This window comes from Alsobacter soli, assembly GCF_003004785.1.
Taxonomy (GTDB): domain Bacteria; phylum Pseudomonadota; class Alphaproteobacteria; order Rhizobiales; family Beijerinckiaceae; genus Alsobacter; species Alsobacter soli.
On sequence record NZ_PVZS01000012.1, the window covers coordinates 43,026 to 62,197 of the forward strand.

The window sequence follows — 19,172 nt, forward strand, 5'->3', positions numbered from 1 at the left end:
ATGGCCTTGCGGACCTACAGCTTCGATGAACTCCAGGTGGGCATGCGCGAAACGTTGCTGCGCACGGTCATGGCGAGCACCGTCAACGCCTTCGCCGAGGTATCGGGGGACGTAAACCCCGTTCATCTGTCCGACGACTACGCGGCTTCGACCCGTTTCGGGCAGCGCATCGCCCATGGCATGTTCACGGCGAGCCTCATCTCGGCCGTGATCGGCACCCGTTTGCCGGGGCCGGGCGCGGTCTACCTGTCCCAGACGCTCCGCTTCCTGGCGCCGGTGAAGATCGGCGATGTGGTCGCCGCCGTGGTCGAGGTCGCCGAGCTCGTCGAGAAGGGCCGCCGCGTGCGGCTCGAATGCCAGTGCCTGGTGGACGGGAAGCCCGTGCTGGAAGGCGAGGCCTGGGTCATGGCCCCGCCCTCCGGGAAGCCGAAAGGCGCGCCCCAGCCCGCAACCGCAACAGCTTGACCCGGCAAGGCGGGCGCGCCAGTTTGCGCGCCGTCCGCCGCCCCTGGGCGGACGCGTTCCGATATCCGTCAGGCTGGCCAGCGTGCGAGACGCTTCATTCACCGAGCCCCCGCAGTCCCGTTTCGTCGTGGTTCGCGCCGACGGCGCCGACCACGCCTTGCGCGGCGCCGTGGCGGCCATCGGCAATTTCGACGGCGTCCATCGGGGCCACAAGGCCGTGATCGCCCGCGCCCGGTCCATGGCGGGCCGCCTGGGCCGCCCGGCCTGCGTGCTGACCTTCGATCCGCACCCGCGCGCCTTCTTCGGGCCTGGCGAGTCCGTATTCTCGCTCACGCCGGAGCCGGTGAAGCTTGCGCTTTTCGCCAGGGAGGGCCTCCAGGGCGCCATCGTGCTCCCCTTCGACGGGCGCCTCGCCGCGATGTCGGCCCATGAATTCCTGGCCGAGTTGCTTGTGAATCGGCTCGGGCTCGCCGGCGTGGTCGCCGGCTACGATTTCCACTTCGGCCATGCGCGCCAGGGCACGCCGACTTTCTTGCAGGAGGAGGGCGGGCGCCTCGGGCTTGCGGTGGAGATCGTGGATCCCATGACCCTGGACGGCGGCGCCGTTTCGTCCACCGCCATCCGCGCCGCCCTGGTCCAGGGCGACGTGGAGGCTGCTGCCCGCATGCTCGGCTATCGCTGGCTGGCCCGCGGCGTCGTCCAGCACGGCGACAAGCGCGGCCGCACCCTGGGCTTTCCCACCGCCAACATCCGCCTGCCCGCGGGCTGCGCCTTGCGGCACGGCATCTACGCCGTGCGCATCGCCGTGGACGGCGTCGTCCGCGACGGCGTCGCCAGCTACGGCCGCCGCCCCACCTTCGACGACGGCGCGCCGCTGCTCGAGGTGTTCGTCTTCGACTTCAAGGGCGACCTCTACGGCAAGACCGTCGACGTCGAGTTCGTGGCCTGGATCCGGGGCGAGCTGAAGTTCGACAGCGCCGAAGCGCTGGTCGCCCGCATGGACCAGGACAGCGCCGAGGCCCGCACCGCACTCGCGCGCCCGGCGGACGTCCCCGCGCCGTCGGCCCTGCCGCTGCCAGCGCTCTGAGGCGAGGCGCCCTTTATTCCCCGCCCGAGCGCTGCTAGAACGCCCCGCATGACCGACGCCGCGCGCCGCGCGCCCGCCGTTTTGCGAATTATCGGCCCGGCCCTCGGGTGAGGCGATCGCCTCGCGAGGGTCCGGGACTTCGGCGCATGCGCGCCCCTTTTCGCCCGAACGTCTCTCGCCCGCCGCCCATCGCGGCCGGCACATAGCGGTTGCACCTGATGAACGACGCCGTTTCAAAGCCTGCCGGCGAGGCCCGGACTTCTGCCGGCGACAACGCTGAAAAGCCCGGCCGCGACTATTCCGAGACCCTCTTCCTGCCGCAGACGGATTTCCCGATGCGCGCCGGCCTGCCGCAGGCCGAACCCAAGCTGCTCCAGCGCTGGGAGGAGGGCAACCTCTACAAGCGATTGCGCGAGACCGCGGCCGGCCGCCCGAAATTCGTGCTGCACGACGGCCCGCCCTACGCCAACGGCAACATCCACATCGGCCACGCGCTCAACAAGATCCTCAAGGATCTCGTGACCCGGTCGCAGCAGATGCTGGGCTACGACTCCAACTACGTGCCGGGCTGGGACTGCCACGGCCTGCCGATCGAGTGGAAGATCGAGGAGCAGTATCGCGCCAAAGGCAAGAACAAGGACGAGGTGCCCGTCGTCGAGTTCCGCCAGGAATGCCGCGCCTTCGCCGAGCACTGGCTGAACGTGCAGCGGCAGGAGTTCAAGCGCCTCGGCATCACCGGCGACTGGGAGAACCCCTACCAGACCATGGCCTACCCGGCCGAGGCCCAGATCGCCCACGAGCTGATGAAGTTCGCCGCCACCGGGCAACTCTACCGCGGCTCCAAGCCGGTGATGTGGTCCGTCGTGGAGCGCACGGCGCTCGCCGAGGCCGAGGTCGAGTACCACGACCACCAGTCGACCACGATCTTCGTGAAGTTCTCCGTGCGGGACACGTCGGACGTGTCGCTGAGCGACGCCTCGGTGGTGATCTGGACCACCACGCCCTGGACGATCCCGGCCAACCGCGCAATCGCGTATTCCAAGACGGTCGCCTACGGCCTCTACAAGGTTCTCGCCGCGCCGGAGGGCAACTGGGCCAAGGTGGGCGACCTCTATGTGATCGCGGACAAGCTGGTCGAGGCGACCATGAAGGCCGCCAAGGTGGACGCCTATGAGCGCATCCGCGACCTCGACCCTGCCTTCATCCAGACCTGCTCGCATCCCTTCCACGGCATGCCGGAGGCCAAGGGCTTCTACGACTTCGCCGTCCCGATGCTGCCGGCCGACTACGTGACCGACGACGCCGGCACGGGCTTCGTCCATACGGCGCCGGGCCACGGCGCGGACGACTACATCACCTTCATCAACTACCGCCAGGTCTTCGCCGAGGCCGGCACGGCCGAGGTGCCCCACACGGTGGGCCCGGACGGCGCCTATTATCCCAGTGTGGCCATCTTCGCTGGCGCCCGCGTGCTCGACGACAAGGGCAAGGAAGGCGACGCCAACAAGAAGGTGATCGAGAAGCTGGTGCAGGCCGGCGCCCTGATCGCGCGTGGCCGGCTGCAGCACAGCTACCCGCACTCCTGGCGCTCCAAGGCCCCGCTCATCTTCCGCAACACGCCCCAGTGGTTCATCGCCATGGACAAGACCGTCCCGGCTCTGGGGAACAAGACGCTGCGCGAGGTGGCGCTCACGGCCATCAGCCACACCCGATGGGTGCCGGCCACGGGCGAGAACCGCATCAACGGCATGATCGAGAACCGGCCGGACTGGGTCATCTCGCGCCAGCGCGCCTGGGGCGTGCCGATCACCGTCTTCGTCCGCGAGGACGACAGCGGCAACGTGGTGGAACTCGCCCCCGGCCCGAACTTCGCCAAGAGCGACGAACTGACCGCCCGCATCAAGGCCTCCTTCGCCGAGAGCGGCGCCGACGCCTGGTTCGAGGGCGACCCGCGCCGCTTCCTGGAGGGCCTGGTCGATAACCCTTCCGCGTGGACGCCGGTCTACGACGTGCTGGACGTCTGGTTCGACTCCGGCTCCACCCACGCCTTCACCCTGGAGGACCCGGAGCACTTCCCGGGCCTCGCCGGCGTGAAGCGCGTGGTGGACGGCGGCAAGGACACGGTGATGTACCTGGAGGGCTCGGACCAGCACCGCGGCTGGTTCCACTCCTCCCTGCTGGAGAGCTGCGGCACGCGTGGCCGCGCCCCTTATGACGTGGTGCTGACCCACGGCTTCGTTCTGGACGAGAAGGGCCAGAAGATGTCGAAGTCGCTCGGCAACGTCACGGCGCCGCAGGACGTCATCAAGGAGGCCGGCGCCGACATCCTGCGCCTGTGGGTCGCGGCGTCCGACTACTCGGACGACCTGCGCATCGGCAAGGAGATCCTCAAGACCTTCGTCGAGACCTATCGCAAGCTGCGCAACACCGTCCGGTGGATGCTGGGCACGCTCGCGCACTACGACCCGAACGCGCCCATCCCGATGCAGATGCCGGAGCTGGAGCGCTTCATCCTCCACCGCCTGGCGGAGCTCGACGGGCAGGTGCGCGAGGCCTACGCGGAGTTCGACTACAAGAAGGTGATTGCGCTGCTCAGCGCCTTCATGACGAGCGACCTGTCGGCCTTCTACTTCGACGTCCGCAAAGACGTGCTCTATTGCGACCCGGCCTCCAGCGAGACCCGGATCGCGGCGCTCGCCGTCATCGACGCCGTGTTCCGGCGCGTGAACGGCTGGCTGGCTCCCATCCTGGTGTTCACCGCGGAGGAGGCCTGGCTCGCCCGCAACCCGGGCGCCAGCGGCTCGGTCCACCTGGAGACCTTCCCGGATACTCCGGCCGCCTGGCGCGACGACGCTCTAGCCGAGAAGTGGGGGAGGATCCGCCGGGTGCGGCGCGTCGTCACCGGCGCGCTGGAGATCGAGCGCGCCCAGAAGCGCATCGGCGCATCGCTGGAGGCCGCGCCCGAGCTCTACGTCGCCGACGCGGATCTGCGCGCCCTGCTCGCCACCGTCGACATGGCGGAAGTGTGCATCACGTCGGGCCTCATCCTCATGGAAGGGGAGGGCCCCGAGGGCGCCTTCCGCATGGAGGATGTTCCCGGAGTCGCGGTGGTCTCCAAGCCGGCGCCCGGGCGCAAGTGCGCCCGCTCGTGGAAGTTCTCCACAGAGATCGGCGCCGATCCGGACTACCCCGACGTGACCCCGCGCGATGCGGCTGCGCTCCGTGAATGGGACGCCGCCCACGCCGCCAAGCCTGCCGCCTGACATGGCGCGCTGGACCCGGATAGGCGCGTCGGTCGCGCTGGTCGCCTTCGTGGCGGACCAGGCCTCGAAGGCCTGGATCCTCCACGGGCTGCGCCTGCCGGAGCGCCCGCCGATCCGCATCGCGCCCCTGTTCGAGCTCGTGATGGTCTGGAACCGGGGGATTTCCTACGGCCTCTTCCAGCAGCACGCCGACCTGGGCCGCTACCTGCTCGTCGCCGTGTCCGTGGTCGCGGCCGTCGGGCTGTCGGTCTGGCTCATGCGGGCCAAGTCCGCCCTGGTGGCGCTCGCGCTCGGCCTGCTGATCGGCGGCGCCCTCGGCAACGCCGTCGACCGCCTCGTCTATGGGGCCGTCGCGGACTTCGTTCTGCTCTACTGGATCCCGTTCTTCCCCTACGTCTTCAACGTGGCGGACTCGGCCATCGTTGCGGGCGTGGCCCTGCTTCTGTATGACTCGGTCCTCGTCGAAGGCCGCAAAGAGCGGTCCGCCGGGCCGGGCGCCGCCGGGGTCGATCCTGGAGCAGGCATCTAGCCAGGGCGGAAGCGCCTTGAATTGGCCGCGTTGGGCGGGCATCCAGCTCGCGAAAGTTGCAGAGCTGGCGGCGAAAGGATTCGCGTTGATGATGTTCAAGCTCTCCGCAAGACTGGCCTTGGCGGCCGCTGCGATGGCGGCGTCGTTGTCGTTCGGCTCGCCCGCGATGGCGCAGAGCGAGACGCTCAACAGCCTGATGGGCTTCCTCGGCCTGCAGAGCGACGACAAGCCTGAGATCGAGTATCGCGAGCGGGCGCCGCTGGTCGTTCCGCCCAAGATGGAGCTGCGCGCGCCCCAGCAGGCCGGCGCCGGCCGCACCGCTAACTGGCCGACCGACCCGGACGTGGTGAGGGAGCGCAAGAAGGCCGCCGAGGCCCGCGTGCCCGTCCACGAGACGCAGACCTACAAGCTCAACGAGGGCAAGCCGCTCAGCGTCTACGAGATGCGGGGCGGTCGCATGGCCGGCGCGCACACGAACGACGGCCCCGGCAACCCCTACAAGGATGACCTGCGCGCCGAGTTCTGGGCCGGACCGAACAAGACCCAGGCTCAGGGCAAGCTGAGCGCCAAGACGGACAAGGACCAGATGGTCGCCGGCGAGGAGCCTGAGCGGCAGTACCTCACTGATCCGCCCGTCGGATATCGCGCGCCGAACGCCCGTGGCAGCCTGGCGATGCCCAAGGCCCAGGCCCAGCGCAAGCTGAGCGACAACGAAGAAGCCAGCCCCTACCAGATGTGGCGCAAGCAGAGCGCCGAATAGGCTCTCCGACGCCTGATCGCACGGGGCCCTGTCGAAAGGCAGGGCCCCTCTCTATGTTAGGTCATCACTGTTCCCGATGACCGGGCCCTCGCACATGCAGAACGGACTCGCATGACCGCAGCCGAAGCTCCCTCCGCCGACCCGTCCGCCCCTGTCCGCGGCGAGGGCCCGCAGGTTTCCGACTTCAAGCTGGCGAATGGACTCGAGGTGGTCGTCATCCCCGATCACCGCACGCCGGTCGTGACCCACATGATCTGGTATCGCAACGGCTCGGCCGACGATCCGATCGGGAAGTCCGGAATCGCCCACTTCCTTGAGCACCTGATGTTCAAGGGGACCAGCAATCACCCGCAGGGCGAATTCTCGAACATCGTCGCGGAGCTCGGCGGCCAGGAGAACGCCTTCACGTCGCTCGACTACACCGCTTATTACCAGCGTGTCGCCAAGGAGCATCTCGGCGCCGTGATGGACCTTGAGGCCGACCGCATGTCGAACCTCGTGCTGTCGGACGAGGTGGTGGATCCCGAGCGCGACGTCGTTCTCGAGGAGCGCCGCATGCGCGTGGAGACGGACCCGGGCGCGCAGCTCGGCGAGTCGGTGGCCTCCGCGCTCTTCACGCACCACCCCTATGGAATACCGATCATCGGCTGGATGCACGAGATCGAATCCCTGGGCCGAGCCGATGCGCTGGAGTTCTACAAGCGCTTCTACACGCCCGAGAACGCCATCCTGGTCGTCGCCGGCGACGTCGAGGCCGACGAGGTGAAGGCCCTCGCCGAGAAGACATACGGCCGCATTTCGGCCCGCGGCGACGCCCCGGTGCGCCGCCGGCCTCAGGAGCCCGATACCAGAGCCTATCGCCGCGTCAGCCTCGCCGACCCCAAGGTCGAGCAGCCCTCGCTGCAACTCGGGTTCCTGGTCCCGTCCTACACGACCGCCCAGCCTGGCGAGGCCGAAGCCATCGACGTGCTGACCCAGATCCTGGGCGCCCACGCCACCGGCCGCTTGCACCGCCGGCTCGTGATGGACAAGCGCGTCGCCGTCGGGACAGGGGGCTGGTACCAGAGCACGGCCGTGGACCGCAGTCGCCTGGTCCTCTACGCCGTGCCCCGGCCGGGCGTCGCGCTCGAGGATCTCGAAAAGGATCTCGTCGCCGCGATCGCCGAACTGGTCGAGAAGGGCGTGGACGAGAAGGAGCTCGAGCGCGCCAAGACGCGGCTGATCGCCGACACCGTCTACGCCCAGGACAGCCAGGCCTCCCTGGCGCGCATCTACGGGTCGACCCTCGCCACCGGCGGCACGGTCAGGGATGTCGCGCGCTGGCCCTCGGACATCGAAAAGGTCTCGGCCGATGACGTCCGACGCGCCGCGGCCCAATGGCTCGACGCGCGGCGCTGCGTGAGCGGCTATCTCGTCAAGGACGAGGCTGCCTGAGCCGCGGCGTTCGCGTCCGAACGTCCCTGATGCAAGCGGGGCGGGGCAAGGCTCCCGGCTCGCGAACCAACGGTTGAGTCTCTCATGAACGCGCCTGCCGCACCCGAGCGAACCTCTCACGCCTCCCGCATCCAGCGGGTGGTCTCGAAGTCCGGCGTCGAGGCCTGGCTGGTCGAGGACTACACCGTCCCCCTGATCGCGCTCGAATTCGCCGCGCTGGGAGGCTCGTCCCAGGACCCTGCCGACAAGTCCGGCGTGGCCTACTTCCTTTCCGGGATCCTGGACGAGGGCGCCGGGCCTTATGACTCGGCCGCGTTCCACGAGCGCCTGGACGAGTGCGCCATCGAGTTGCGCTTCCACGCGGACCGGGACGTCTTCTCAGGCCACCTGCGCACGCTCGCCAAGCGCAAGGACGAGGCGTTCGAGATGCTGCGCCTGAGCCTGATGGAGCCGCGCCTCGATGAGGAGCCGCTTGAGCGCGTGCGCCACCAGATCGAGGCCGGCATCCGGCACGAGATGAACGACCCGGACTCTGTCGTGAGCCGCGCGTTCTTCGAGGCGGCGTTCCCGGACCATCCCTATGGCAAGCAGGTCCATGGATCGCTCGAGTCGCTGCCGCGCATCGCGCGGGATGACCTGCTCGCCTACCAGGGCCGCATCATCGCGCGCGACGCGATCAGGATCGGCGTGGTCGGCGCCATCGACGCCGCCGCCCTTGCCGAGGCTCTGGACCATGTGTTCGGGGGGCTTCCGGCGTCAGCCAAGCGCAATCCGGTGCCGGACGTGGCGCCCGCCGGGGTCGGATCGCGCAAGGTGATCCCCCTCGACATACCGCAGTCCTCCCTCCGTTTCGGCGGCCCTGGGCTGGCCCGTCGCGATCCCGACTGGATCCCGGCCCTGGTGGTGAACCACATCCTGGGCGGGGGCGTCTTTTCGGCCCGCCTGTTCCGGGAGGTGCGCGAGAAGCGCGGGCTCGCGTATTCGGTCTACTCCCACCTGGCGCCCCTGCAGCATTCGGCCCTGTTCCTGGGCGGCACCTCGACCAAGAACGAGCGCACGGCCGAGAGCCTGGCGCTGATCGAAAGCGAGATCCGGTCCATGGCCGACGACGGCCCGACAGCTGACGAACTCGACAAGGCGAAGAAATACCTGGTCGGCTCCTACGCCCTGAACTTCGACACCTCGACCAAGATCGCCAGCCAGTTGGTGCGCATCCAGCTCGATGACCTCGGGCTGGACTACATGGACCGTCGCAACGGGCTGGTGCAGGCCGTGACGCTGGAAGAGGCCAAGCGCGTCGCCAAGCGCCTGCTCGGCGACGGGCGGTTGCTCGTGACCGTGGTCGGACAGCCGGTCGGGCTTTAGCGCAAACTTAGCTTAAGGCATTCGGCGCAATATCATCCATCAACTCAGACGGATGATGGTTGGCGGGTATGTCTCTCCTCAGCAGGGTCGGCGCGTTCATACGGCAGGACAAGGGCGGCGTGGCGGTAATGTTCGCCATAGCGGCCGTTCCGCTGATCCTGGCCGCCGGAGCCGCGATCGACTACTCCCGCGTGGTGGCGGCGAAAGGCAAAGTCGAAGCTGCGGCCGACGCAGCGGTGCTTGCTGCGACCAACAGCCAGAGCGCTTCCAAGTCCGTCGACGAAGCAAGGCGGATGGGCCTCGACGTCTTCACGACCCTGACCCAAGGCATCGGCGGCGCCCAGATCACCGGCGTCAGCCTCGATATCAGCGAACAGGGACTGACCCGAAGCGCCCGGATCAGATACAGCCTGCAGGTGCCGACAACCTTGACCGCCGTGGTCGGCATCCAGAGCATGCAGGCGCAAGGCGTGGCCGTGGCGTCCCAAACCCGGGCTCCGTATCTGGACGTTTACCTGGTGCTGGACAACTCGCCGTCCATGGGCCTGGGCGCGACCACGCGCGACATCAACCTGATGACCGCCAGGCTTGGCTGCGCCTTCGCGTGCCATGAGGGCACGCGTGACGACATGTATGTTCAAGCCAAGAAGATCGGAGCGCTCACCAGGATCGAGTCGCTCCGCATGGCCACCCAGCAACTGATCGCTGTCGCGGGCCAGACGGTCGCCGGGCCCAATCAGCTCCGCATGGCGGCTTACAGTTTCGGGCTGGCCACGAACCGCCCCGGGCTGACCCAGATCTTCGGGCTGACGTCCAATCTGGACCTTGCCAGAGCCCGCACTAACGCGTTTGACCTGATGCTCAACGTCAGCCCTGACCTCGGCAGCCCCATCCAGAAAATTCTGAGGGCGGCCAACCAGGTGATTCCCAGCGCTGGCGACGGCTTCCGCCCTGACGCGCCGCAGAAGGTGCTCTTCTTCGTCTCGGACGGCGTGGCGGACGAGCGCGGAGCCGAGTCCTGCTGGCAATCCCTCCACGACAGCGGACGTTGCGAGCAGCCTGTGGATCCATCCATCTGCGACGCCATGAAGGCGCGTGGGATCAAGATCGCCGCCCTGTACACGACCTATCTGCCGCTACCGGGCAATGAATTCTATGAGAACCAGATCCGCCCCTTCCAGAATCTGATTGGCCCCCGGATGCAGGCTTGCGCAAGCCCAGGGCTTTACGCGGAGGTGAACCCGTCCCAATCGCTCACCGACACCATGATCGAGCTGTTCAAGCAGAGCGTGAAGACGACCCGCCTCACGCAGTGATCCCGGCGTCGGACTTAAGTCCCCACAAGCCTCTCAAGGAACTTCTCGACGTCATCGTTGAGCCGCGCGGCGGCGGCCTGGACCGTCGAAGCCGCGCTCCCCGTGGTGAAGGCGTTGTGCCGGGTCCGCTCGGCCGCCGTCGCGGCCTTGGCCGAGAATTCCTTCATGCGCTCGGCGCCGTCCGAGATGAAGCTCACCGCGTTGGCGATCTCCTGGATGGCCGCGTGCTGCTCCTCGACGGAAGCCGCGATCTCCATGGCGCTCTCGTCGATGCTGTCGAGCGCCGTCGAGAAAAAGCGGACGCCGTCCACGGCCCGCTTGGAGATGGCGATCACCTCCGCGACCTGGCTTTCGATGGCCACGGCGGCGGACGCCGTCTGGGCCGACAGCATCTTCACCTCGCCCGCCACGACCGCGAAGCCGCGCCCGGCCTCGCCGGCGCGCGCCGCCTCGATGGTGGCGTTGAGGGCCAGAAGATTGGTCTGATTGGCTACGTTGCGGATGATGTCCACGAAGGAGGCGATGCGCTCGATGGAGCGGGCGAGCTCGTCCGCCTGACGATCCGCTTCGGACGCCTTGTCGCGGCCCTCGCAGGTCAGGATGGCGGTGTCGCTCATGCGCTCGGCGATGCCGCCGATGGCGCTGGTCAGCTCCTGGGTGGCCATCTGCACCATGGGAGCGCCTTCGGCGGTCGCCGCGGCGCACTGCTCGACCTTGCCGGCGAGTTCCGAGGCTTCCGACGACATCGCCGCGAGCTGCTGGCTGGTGTCGTGCATCTCCCGCGCGGCCGCGTCGAAGGCGGCGCGCAGTTCGGCGATCGTGGCCGGGAACGAACGCGCGAGCTCCACGATGGTCTGGTGCGCCCGGCTCTCGCGCTCGGCGATGGCCTGGTGGTCCCGCGCAAGATGGTCGGCGCGCGCCCGCGCAGCTTCCGCTTCGCTCAACGCAGCCTTGCTGGCCTTGAAGGCCTTCGCCAGGCGGTCCGTCAGCAGGCACAGCCCCGCCACCTGCACCGCCACGATGCCTCCGTGCAGCAGCACGCGTGACATGCTGGACGCGGCCGGAAACACCACGGATGGGTAGAGTTCGTTCAGCACGAAGTGGTGCAGCACGATGAACAGGGCCGCGGCCATCAGCGAACGCCAGCAGCACCACGCCGCCGCGATGGACAGCAGCGCGAAGAACGTCATGTGCACGTCGAGGATGACGCCGCTGCCCTCCGCGCAGGCGAGGTAGAGCGCTCCGAAGCCGCACAGCGCCACGGAGGTGAATGCGCGCGTCGCGAACCTGGGACCCTGCGCCTGCGCAATGAGGGAGGCGACAGCCGCGAGCGCGACGGCGACAGCCGATATCGTCCAGGCATGGTCGAGGCCGCGGCCGAACGCCAGGCCCATGACGAGCAGCGCATTGAGCCAGACGAAGGCGAGGAGGCGCGGAGCCACCCACGCGCGAAGGGCGGTCAGGGTCATGGCGAGGCGCTCAGCTTCGGGAGAAGGCGCAGGCGGCCGGATTGATCGGCGTGGTCACCAGCCAGGCGCCTTCGGGTCGGAGCCGTTCCCGGAAGCCGGGATCCGGCGAGTCGCCGATCACCATCCAGCGCCACGGACCGCCGCGCACCAGTTGTCCGCCGCTTCGCGCAACGATGTCGGCGGCGCTTTCCGACGAGAACGGGTTCGTGAAAACGGCCACGGGCCCGGTCGGCGGCGGCGCGAGCCGCACGGCGAGAAGCGGACCGGCGACGAGCAGAATGCAGCCGCAGACCACCCCGAGTTGGGTCAGCAGCCGAGGCTCGACGTCAGGGTCATGGACCATGGAGCCAGGAGCGTCGACCTGATGAATGGAGAGCGCAGGCGGCACTGGTGCACCTCGGGAGATGGGCCCAAATGCCTCTCAACTCATGAAGTTTCTATTTAAACGATCGGCGATTAAGCGATGCGCGTTTAGCGTGCGTCATGGCGAAATGTCGCAGGGGCGCGCGCCTCAGGCGGACGCGACCAGCGCCCCGTTTACGGCCGCCCACTCCCAGATAGAATCCACGACCGAGCTGTCGAAGAAGACGTCGAAGGAGCCTCCTGCCTGCCGGAGCAGGACGGCGCGTGTCTTCGCGAATTCCGTCAGCCGGGCCTGGCCCACGGGAAAGGCGTCGGGCCCCAGGTCGATCCCGGTCGCAGCCCCCAGCAGGGCCTCCGCGAGAGGGCCGTCGATCCTTACGCCAGCGTAGGCGTCCGTGACGTCGTGCAGCGTGAGATCCGGTGGAAGAGCAGGCGCGGCTTGGCCGAAGGAATCCTCCCCCGCTGCAAGCCAACGGTCCGGCGCCAGCGCCACCACCTGGGCTCCGTCAATGGCCGCGATCTCGCCCACCCGCCTCGGCAAGGGAGGCCGATGGAGCCCGATGGCGAGGGTCAGGCGCCCGTGGGCAGCGTGTGAAACGGAGAGGCCGTTCCACGATAGCGCAGGGCGCGGCGCGCCCATGTGGCGCGTCAGGGCAAGATCAGCCACGCAGCCGCTCTCCCTTCTGGTCGTAGAATACCGGCGAGGTCACCCGCACGCGGCCGATCCATCCTTGCGAGAACACATTCAGCACCTCGCCATGCCGCGATCGGCCCCGCTTGAGCAGGCCCAGCGCCACCGGATGTCCAAGCGCAGGGCTGAAGGCGCTCGAAGTCACGCGTCCGAGCTTCTCGACCGGCGGGTTGAAGGCGGGGCCACGGAACAGGCAGCCGCCCACCGGCAGCTTGTCGCCGTCGAGGCTCTCGAGACCCACCAACTGCTCCCGGTCCGGGTCCAACGCATTCTCGCGCAGCAGCGAGAGCCGGCCCACGAAGTCGCCCGGCTTGGCCGCGAGCGCCGGGCCGAAGCCGATGTCGTCCGGCAAGGTATTGCCGTCCGTCTCCGAGCCCACGTGGATGTAGCCCTTCTCCAGACGCAGCCGCAGCCACGCCTCCACGCCCACCGGCGTGACCCCATGCGCGGCGCCGGCCCTCATCAGGTGCTCCCAGAGCGACAGCCCATAGGAGGCCGGAACCTGCAACTCGTATTGCACCTCGCCCGAGAAGCTCACCCGGAACGCCCGAAGCGGCGCGCCTCCGACCGCGCCCTCGCGCAAGGTCATGTGCGGGAAGCCCGCCGCCTCCCACGAGAACCCGGCCGGCAGCGTGCGCACGAGATCCCGCGCGCGAGGTCCCGCCACCGCGATTGCAGCCCAGGCGGTGGTGAGGTCGGCGATGCGCAGGTCCCAGTCGGGGAACTCGCATTGCCGCCACTCGTCCAGCCACGCGTACACCCGCGCGGCCGCGCCGCTGGACGGGCTCAGCAGGAAGCTGTCCTCCCCCAGCCTGAACGTGACGCCATCGTCGAACACGACCCCATGCTCGGTCAGCATCAGCCCGTATCGCGCCTTTCCGACTCCCAGGTTCGCGATCCGGTTGGCGATGATGAAGTCGAGGAAGCGCGCAGCGTCTCGCCCGCTCACCGCGATCTTTCCGATGGGCGAACTGTCGAACAGGCCCACGCCCTGGCGCACCGCCAGGTGCTCGCGCCGGGCGGCCGCCTCGTGGCTCTCGCCCGGCTGGAGATAGACGTCCGGCCGGCTCCAGGCGCCGAAATCCTCCATGACGGCGCCGTGCTCGCGGTGCCAGGCGTCAAGCGGCGTCTTGCGCCGGGGCGCGAACAGGTCGCCGCGCGCGCCCGCCGCCACCGTGGTCATGGTGATGGGCGTATAGGGGGCCCGGAAACGGGTCGTGCCCACCTCCGGCGGAAGCCGACCGGTCTCCTCGCCCAGGATCGCCAGGGCGTTGACGTTGGAGGTCTTCCCCTGGTCGGTGGCCATGCCGATGGTGGTGTAGCGCTTGAGATGCTCCACCGAGATGAAGCCCTCGCGCGCCGCCAGCGCGACGTCGGCTTCGGTTGCGTCGCTCTGGAAGTCGACCCACTGCTTGCCGACGGCGCCGGGCGTACGCCATGCCGCCGCGATGGGCGCGGGCTCTGGCGCTGGCCCGGCTTGCGGCGCGGAGGTCGGATCGCCGCCCCCCGCCGCGTGCCCGTCCGCCAGCGCCTCGGCGAGCGAGAACCGCCCGGCGGCCGCGCCGACCGAGGTCTCCGCCTGCGCCGATCGGTCCGGCCGAAAGGCGGTTAGCGCCGGGTCATAGGCCAGGGCGCCGCCGGACTGCGAGAACAGGTGAACCGCCGGCGTCCAGCCGCCGGACATGAGCAACAGGTCCGCCTCCAGCCACCTCCCGGGTTCTGGTTCGCCGGCGGGGGAGACCTGCACGCCCCGAACCCTCGATCGCCCCCGCACGCCGGTCACGCCCGATCCGGCCAGCACCTCGATGCCTCGCTCGCGCGCTGACGCGCCGACCTCGCCCGGCCCACCGGGACGCAAATCAGCGATCGCCGCGATCCGCATTCCGGCGTCATGGAGGTCGCAAGCCGCCTCGTAGGCGCTGTCATTGTTGGTCGCCACCACGGCCCGCGAACCGGGCAGCACGGCGAAACGGTGCAGGTATGTCCGTGCCGCGGAAGCCAGCAGGACGCCCGGGCGGTCGTTGTCCGGGAACACCAGCGGCCGCTCGTGCGCGCCTGTCCCCAGCACCACGCGCCTGGCCCGGATGTGCCAGATCCGCTGCCGCGCCCGGCCGCGCCGCGCGGCGGGGGCGAGATGGTCCGCCAGGCGTTCCACCGCGACGAGTTCGTTGTGGTCGTAGTAGCCGGTCACGGTCGTCCGGCGCAGCACCGTGACATGCGGCGCCTCGGCGAGCAGGGCTTCCGTTTCGGCCACCCAGGCACGGGCAGGCTGCCCCTCGATCGTCGCATGCGGGTCCGACAGCAGCGATCCGCCAAGGTCCGCCTCGACCTCGGCCAGGATCACGCGCCCGCCGCCAGCCGCCGCGGCTCGCGCAGCCGCCAGGCCGGCCGGCCCTGCGCCCACCACGAGCAGGTCGCAGTGGGCGTGTCGCTTGAGGGCCTGCTCCGGGTCGAAGGGCGCCTCGGCCACGCCCAGCCCCGCCGCGCGCCGGATGAACGGCTCGAAGCGGCGCCAGTCCGGCCACATGAACGTCTTGTAGTAGAAGCCCGCCGGCATGAACCGTCCCAGCAGCCCCGTCGCGGCGTTCACGTCGAAGCGGGCCGAGGGCCAGGCGTTGACGCTCCGGGCGGTCAGCCCGTCGTAGAGCTCCACCCGGGTCGCCCTGACGTTGGGCTCGCTGTAGGGCGTGCCCGGCTCCAGTTGCACCAGCGCGTTCGGCTCGTCGTCTCCGGCCGCCAGGACGCCGCGCGGGCGGTGGTGCTTGAAGCTGCGGCCCACCACCGAGACGCCATTGGCGAGCAGCGCCGACGCGAGCGTGTCGCCCTGGAAGCCATGATAGGTCCGGCCGTCGAACCGGAAGGCGAGGGGACGCGACCGGTCGATACGGCCGCCCTGCGGCAGGCGCGCCATCAGGCGATCTCCGGCTTGGGGTCGCCCATGCGGTACACGGACGTGATCTCGTGGGTGACGGTGTCGCGGACGAGGTTGAACCACAGCCCGCACCCCGCCTGGTGGCGCCAGCGCTCGCGCAGCTTCCCGCGCGGGTTCGCCTGGTGGAACAGGTAGCCGGCCCACACGTCCGCCGGGACCTCGGCGAAGGGGCCGGGCCGCGTTATGTGGGTCTCGCCGCCGCAGACGAACTCCGTCTCCGGCCGCGCGCCGCATTCGGGGCAGGTGATCAGCAGCATGGCGGCGCCCTCAGTGCGGAATGCCGGAGGCCGCGGCCTCGTCGATCAGGCGCCCGCTCTCGAAGCGCCTGAGGCTGAACGGGACAGCGAGCGGATGCGGCTCGTCGCGGGCGAGGAGGTGGGCCAGCGTGTAGCCGCCCACCGGTATGGCCTTGAACCCGCCGGTCCCCCAGCCGCAGTTCACGTAGACGCCCTGCACGGGCGCCCGGTCGATGATCGGGGAGGAGTCGTGCGTCACGTCCACGATGCCCGCCCAGGTGCGCATGAGCTTGAGCCGGCCGATCGCCGGGATCAGCTCGATGGCGGAGGCGACGACCTTCTCGATCGTCGGGAAGTTCCCACGCTGCGCGTAGCTGCCGTAGAGATCGAGCCCGCCGCCGATCACGAGCTCACCCTTGTCGGACTGGCTCATGTAGACGCCCGTGGCGAGCGACATCACCACGGTGTCGAGCATCGGCTTCACCGGCTCCGTCACCATGGCCTGCAGGGCATAGCTCTTCACTGGCAGGCGGAAGCCTGCCCGCTCGGCCATGACGCTGGAATGCCCGGCCACCGCCAGCGCCACCTTCTTGGCCCCGATGAAGCCGCGGGTAGTCTCGACGCCGACGAGCGTTCCGGCCCCGTCGCGGCGGAAGCCCGTCACCTCGCAGTTCTGGATGATGTCCACGCCCCGTGCGTCCGCCGCGCGGGCGTAACCCCAGGCGACCGCGTCATGGCGGGCGATGCCGCCCCGGCGCTGGATGTAGCCGCCGCAGACGGGATAGCGGGCGCCGGGCCCGGCGTTGATGCCCGGCACGAGCGCGATCACCTCGTCCCGCGTCAACACCTCGCTGTCGATGCCGTTGAGCCGCATGGCGTTGGCCCAATAGGCGCACGCCTCGAGCTCGTGCCGCGAATGCGCGACCTCGAGCATGCCGCGCTGGCTCAGCATGATGTTGTAGTTGAGGTCCTTCGAGAGCCCCTCGTAGAGCTGCAGCGCCTTCTCGTAGAGCGCGGCGCTCTCCGGGTAGAGATAGTTCGAGCGCACGACCGTCGTGTTGCGGCCGGTGTTGCCGCCGCCCAGCCACCCCTTCTCGACGACCGCGACATTGGTGATGCCGTGCTCCTTGTCGAGGTAGTAGGCCGTGGCGAGCCCATGCCCGCCGGCCCCCACGATCACCACGTCATAGGCGGGCTTCGGGTCCGGGTGGCGCCAGGCCCGCTCCCAGCCCGTATGGCCGCGGAACCCCTCCGTGAACAGGCTCGCCGCGCTGTAGCGCTTCACTGGATCGCTCCCGGTCATAGCAGAGATGGTCTTCTCCATACACTACTGTATGGTTCTTGGGCGCAGCAAGGGGACCGCCATGGCGAAACTGGGGAAACAGCCGGCCAGCCCGACGGGGACCGAGCGCCTCGGGCGAGCCGATTGGGTCGCGGCCGCGCGCTCCGCCCTGGTCGAGCAGGGCGTCGCGGCCGTGAAGGTGGATGTCCTGGCCAGGGCCATGGGCGTGAGCCGCGGCAGCTTTTATTGGCACTTCAAGTCGCGGGAGGATCTGCTCGCGGCCCTGCTGGAGGACTGGCGGTTGTCCGCCATTTCCCCCTTCGTGGCCGCCATCGCCAGTCGCCCTGGCCAGCCGCAGATCCAACTGCTGCGCTTCAGCGAGGTGTGGCTGGACGAGCAGCGCTATGACCCCCGCTACGACGCGGCGCTGCGCGACTGGGCCCGATCTTCGCCGGAGGTCGACGCCAGGGTGCGCGAGGTGGATGACGAGCGGGTCGCCCTGTTGCGCGGGCTCTTCGCCGCAATCGGCTACGAGGCCCTGGAGGCCGAGGTCCGCGCCCGCATCCTCTACTACCACCAGGTCGGCTATTACGCGCTCCACATCGTGGAGTCGGCTTCATTCCGCCGCAAACTCCTGCCGGTCTATTTCCGCGTTCTCGCGGGCTTCCCCGTTCCGGCAGGTTTGGAGCAGTCCGGCGAGAAATCGGAGGTGGGGACCGAAGGTCGCGATTGATCCATGTCCAGACAAGGCTGTATGGCGACCCCGGGCGACCCATGCGCCTTGCTTCGTCGCCCGACTTGAGGAGTGAAACACGATGCGCACCAGCCTCATCCTGTCCCTGGCCGCGGCGGCCCTGTCCATGTCCGCCGCCGTCGCCCGCGCGCAGGATCTCACCATCGCGGTGGTCGGCCCCATGACCGGCGCGGTCGCCACCATCGGCGAGCAGCAGAAGCGCGGGGCTGAGAACGCCGCGGCGCTCATCAACGAGGCGGGCGGCGTCAACGGGCGCAAGATCAAGATCGTGGTCGAGGACGACCAGTGCGATCCCAAGCAGGCCGTCGCGGTGGCCAACCGCATCGTCGGCCAGCAGATCAAGTTCGTAGCCGGCCACGCCTGCTCGGGCGCGTCCATCCCGGCGGCGGACGTCTACGCCGAGAACAACGTGCTCATGATGAGCCCGGCCTCGTCGAACCCGACCCTGACCGACAAGGGCAACCCGACCATCATGCGCCTCTACGGCCGCGATGACGCCCAGGGCGCCTTCATCGGCCCGTGGATCGCCAGCCACTACAAGGACAAGAAAATCGCCGTGCTCCACGACAAGTCCGCCTACGGCAAGGGCCTGGCGACCGTCGTGAAGCAGAAGCTGAACGAGGCCGGCGTGAAGGAAGTGATCTTCGACGGCATCAACGCCGGCGAGAAGGACTACGGCGCGGTGGTCAGCAAGCTGAAGTCGCTGGGCGCGGAGTTCATCTATTTCGGCGGCTACCACACGGAAGCGGGCCTGATGCTCCGCCAGGCGGCCGACCAGGGCTACAAGCCGACGCTGATGACCGGCGACAGCATCGCCACGTCCGAGTTCTGGGCCGTGTCCGGCCCGGCCGGCGAGGGCACCATGTTCACCTTCCCGACCGACCCGCGCCGCTCGCCCACCGCCGCCAAGGCGCTGGAGCAGTTCAAGGCGCAGAACTACGAGCCGGAAGGCTTCACCCTGTTCAGCTACGCCGTCATCCAGGCCATCGCCGAGGGCGTGAAGCGCGCCGGCTCGGACGATCCCATGAAGGTCGCCAAGGCGCTGAAGGACGGCAAGCCGGTCGAGACCGTGCTCGGCCCGATCACCTTCGACCAGAAGGGCGACATCAAGGACCCGCGCTACGACATCAACCGCTGGCACGACGGCAAGTACGCGGCCATCCAGCAGTAAGGCGGGTATCGCGCTCACGCCCGGGACATGCCCGGGCGTGAGACTTGCCATTACT

The 19,172-nt window shown here is 69.0% G+C and carries 16 protein-coding genes; 10 read left to right on the top strand and 6 right to left on the bottom strand.

Features of this window, described 5'->3' with window-relative positions; all coding sequences use genetic code 11:
- The 8 genes from SLNSH_RS12545 (at position 1) to SLNSH_RS12580 (ending at position 10,219) form a co-directional block, all read left to right on the top strand.
- Positions 1-465: a MaoC family dehydratase gene (locus SLNSH_RS12545; RefSeq protein WP_106337347.1), complete on the top strand. Its 465-nt coding sequence runs from the start codon at positions 1-3 to the stop codon at positions 463-465.
- An 82-nt stretch (positions 466-547) separates the two neighbouring features.
- Entirely contained in the window at positions 548-1,552 is a 1,005-nt protein-coding gene (locus SLNSH_RS12550; RefSeq protein ID WP_425352994.1) for a bifunctional riboflavin kinase/FAD synthetase, read from the top strand.
- 218 nt (positions 1,553-1,770) lie between these two features.
- Positions 1,771-4,815, top strand: coding sequence for an isoleucine--tRNA ligase (gene ileS, locus SLNSH_RS12555; protein ID WP_106337448.1), 3,045 nt, complete (start codon positions 1,771-1,773; stop codon positions 4,813-4,815).
- A gap of 1 nt (position 4,816) precedes the next feature.
- Entirely contained in the window at positions 4,817-5,344 is a 528-nt protein-coding gene (lspA, locus tag SLNSH_RS12560) for a signal peptidase II (protein WP_106337348.1), read from the top strand.
- Positions 5,345-5,432: 88 nt separating this feature from the next.
- On the top strand, positions 5,433-6,104 hold the full coding sequence (locus SLNSH_RS12565) for a hypothetical protein (protein WP_146140253.1): 672 nt from the start codon (positions 5,433-5,435) through the stop codon (positions 6,102-6,104).
- Positions 6,105-6,215: 111 nt separating this feature from the next.
- Positions 6,216-7,538 carry a M16 family metallopeptidase gene (locus tag SLNSH_RS12570; protein WP_106337350.1) on the top strand — a complete coding sequence of 441 codons (1,323 nt, stop codon included), beginning with the start codon at positions 6,216-6,218 and terminating at the stop codon, positions 7,536-7,538.
- Positions 7,539-7,622: 84 nt separating this feature from the next.
- Positions 7,623-8,903 (top strand): M16 family metallopeptidase, encoded by a 1,281-nt coding sequence (locus SLNSH_RS12575; protein ID WP_106337351.1) that lies wholly within the window; start codon positions 7,623-7,625, stop codon positions 8,901-8,903.
- Positions 8,904-8,971: 68 nt separating this feature from the next.
- A complete protein-coding gene (locus SLNSH_RS12580) occupies positions 8,972-10,219 on the top strand; it encodes a TadE/TadG family type IV pilus assembly protein (protein ID WP_106337352.1) in 1,248 nt (415 codons plus the stop codon).
- A 14-nt stretch (positions 10,220-10,233) separates the two neighbouring features.
- Here the strand turns inward: SLNSH_RS12580 and SLNSH_RS12585 are convergent, their stop codons facing one another.
- The 6 genes from SLNSH_RS12585 to SLNSH_RS12610 form a co-directional block, all read right to left on the bottom strand.
- Positions 10,234-11,688: a methyl-accepting chemotaxis protein gene (locus SLNSH_RS12585; RefSeq protein ID WP_106337353.1), complete on the bottom strand. Its 1,455-nt coding sequence runs from the start codon at positions 11,686-11,688 to the stop codon at positions 10,234-10,236.
- 10 nt (positions 11,689-11,698) lie between these two features.
- On the bottom strand, positions 11,699-12,076 hold the full coding sequence (locus tag SLNSH_RS12590; protein ID WP_106337354.1) for a hypothetical protein: 378 nt from the start codon (positions 12,074-12,076) through the stop codon (positions 11,699-11,701).
- Between the two features lie 123 nt (positions 12,077-12,199).
- Positions 12,200-12,718 carry a sarcosine oxidase subunit gamma family protein gene (locus tag SLNSH_RS12595; protein ID WP_106337355.1) on the bottom strand — a complete coding sequence of 173 codons (519 nt, stop codon included), beginning with the start codon at positions 12,716-12,718 and terminating at the stop codon, positions 12,200-12,202.
- On the bottom strand, positions 12,711-15,653 hold the full coding sequence (locus SLNSH_RS12600; RefSeq protein WP_106337356.1) for a sarcosine oxidase subunit alpha family protein: 2,943 nt from the start codon (positions 15,651-15,653) through the stop codon (positions 12,711-12,713). The genes SLNSH_RS12595 and SLNSH_RS12600 overlap by 8 nt, the downstream gene beginning before the upstream one ends.
- The gene (locus tag SLNSH_RS12605; protein ID WP_106337357.1) at positions 15,653-15,931 is read right to left on the bottom strand and encodes a sarcosine oxidase subunit delta; all 279 of its coding nucleotides are present in this window, start codon (positions 15,929-15,931) and stop codon (positions 15,653-15,655) included. The genes SLNSH_RS12600 and SLNSH_RS12605 overlap by 1 nt, the downstream gene beginning before the upstream one ends.
- A gap of 10 nt (positions 15,932-15,941) precedes the next feature.
- Entirely contained in the window at positions 15,942-17,195 is a 1,254-nt protein-coding gene (locus tag SLNSH_RS12610; RefSeq protein ID WP_210202512.1) for a sarcosine oxidase subunit beta family protein, read from the bottom strand.
- A gap of 79 nt (positions 17,196-17,274) precedes the next feature.
- Between SLNSH_RS12610 and SLNSH_RS12615 the strand changes: the two genes are divergently transcribed.
- Both SLNSH_RS12615 and SLNSH_RS12620 read left to right on the top strand, forming a co-directional pair.
- Positions 17,275-17,925 carry a TetR/AcrR family transcriptional regulator gene (locus tag SLNSH_RS12615; protein WP_158266749.1) on the top strand — a complete coding sequence of 217 codons (651 nt, stop codon included), beginning with the start codon at positions 17,275-17,277 and terminating at the stop codon, positions 17,923-17,925.
- A gap of 82 nt (positions 17,926-18,007) precedes the next feature.
- Positions 18,008-19,117, top strand: a complete 1,110-nt coding sequence (locus SLNSH_RS12620; RefSeq protein ID WP_106337360.1) for an ABC transporter substrate-binding protein — start codon at positions 18,008-18,010, stop codon at positions 19,115-19,117.
- The last annotated feature ends 55 nt before the right edge of the window (positions 19,118-19,172 follow it).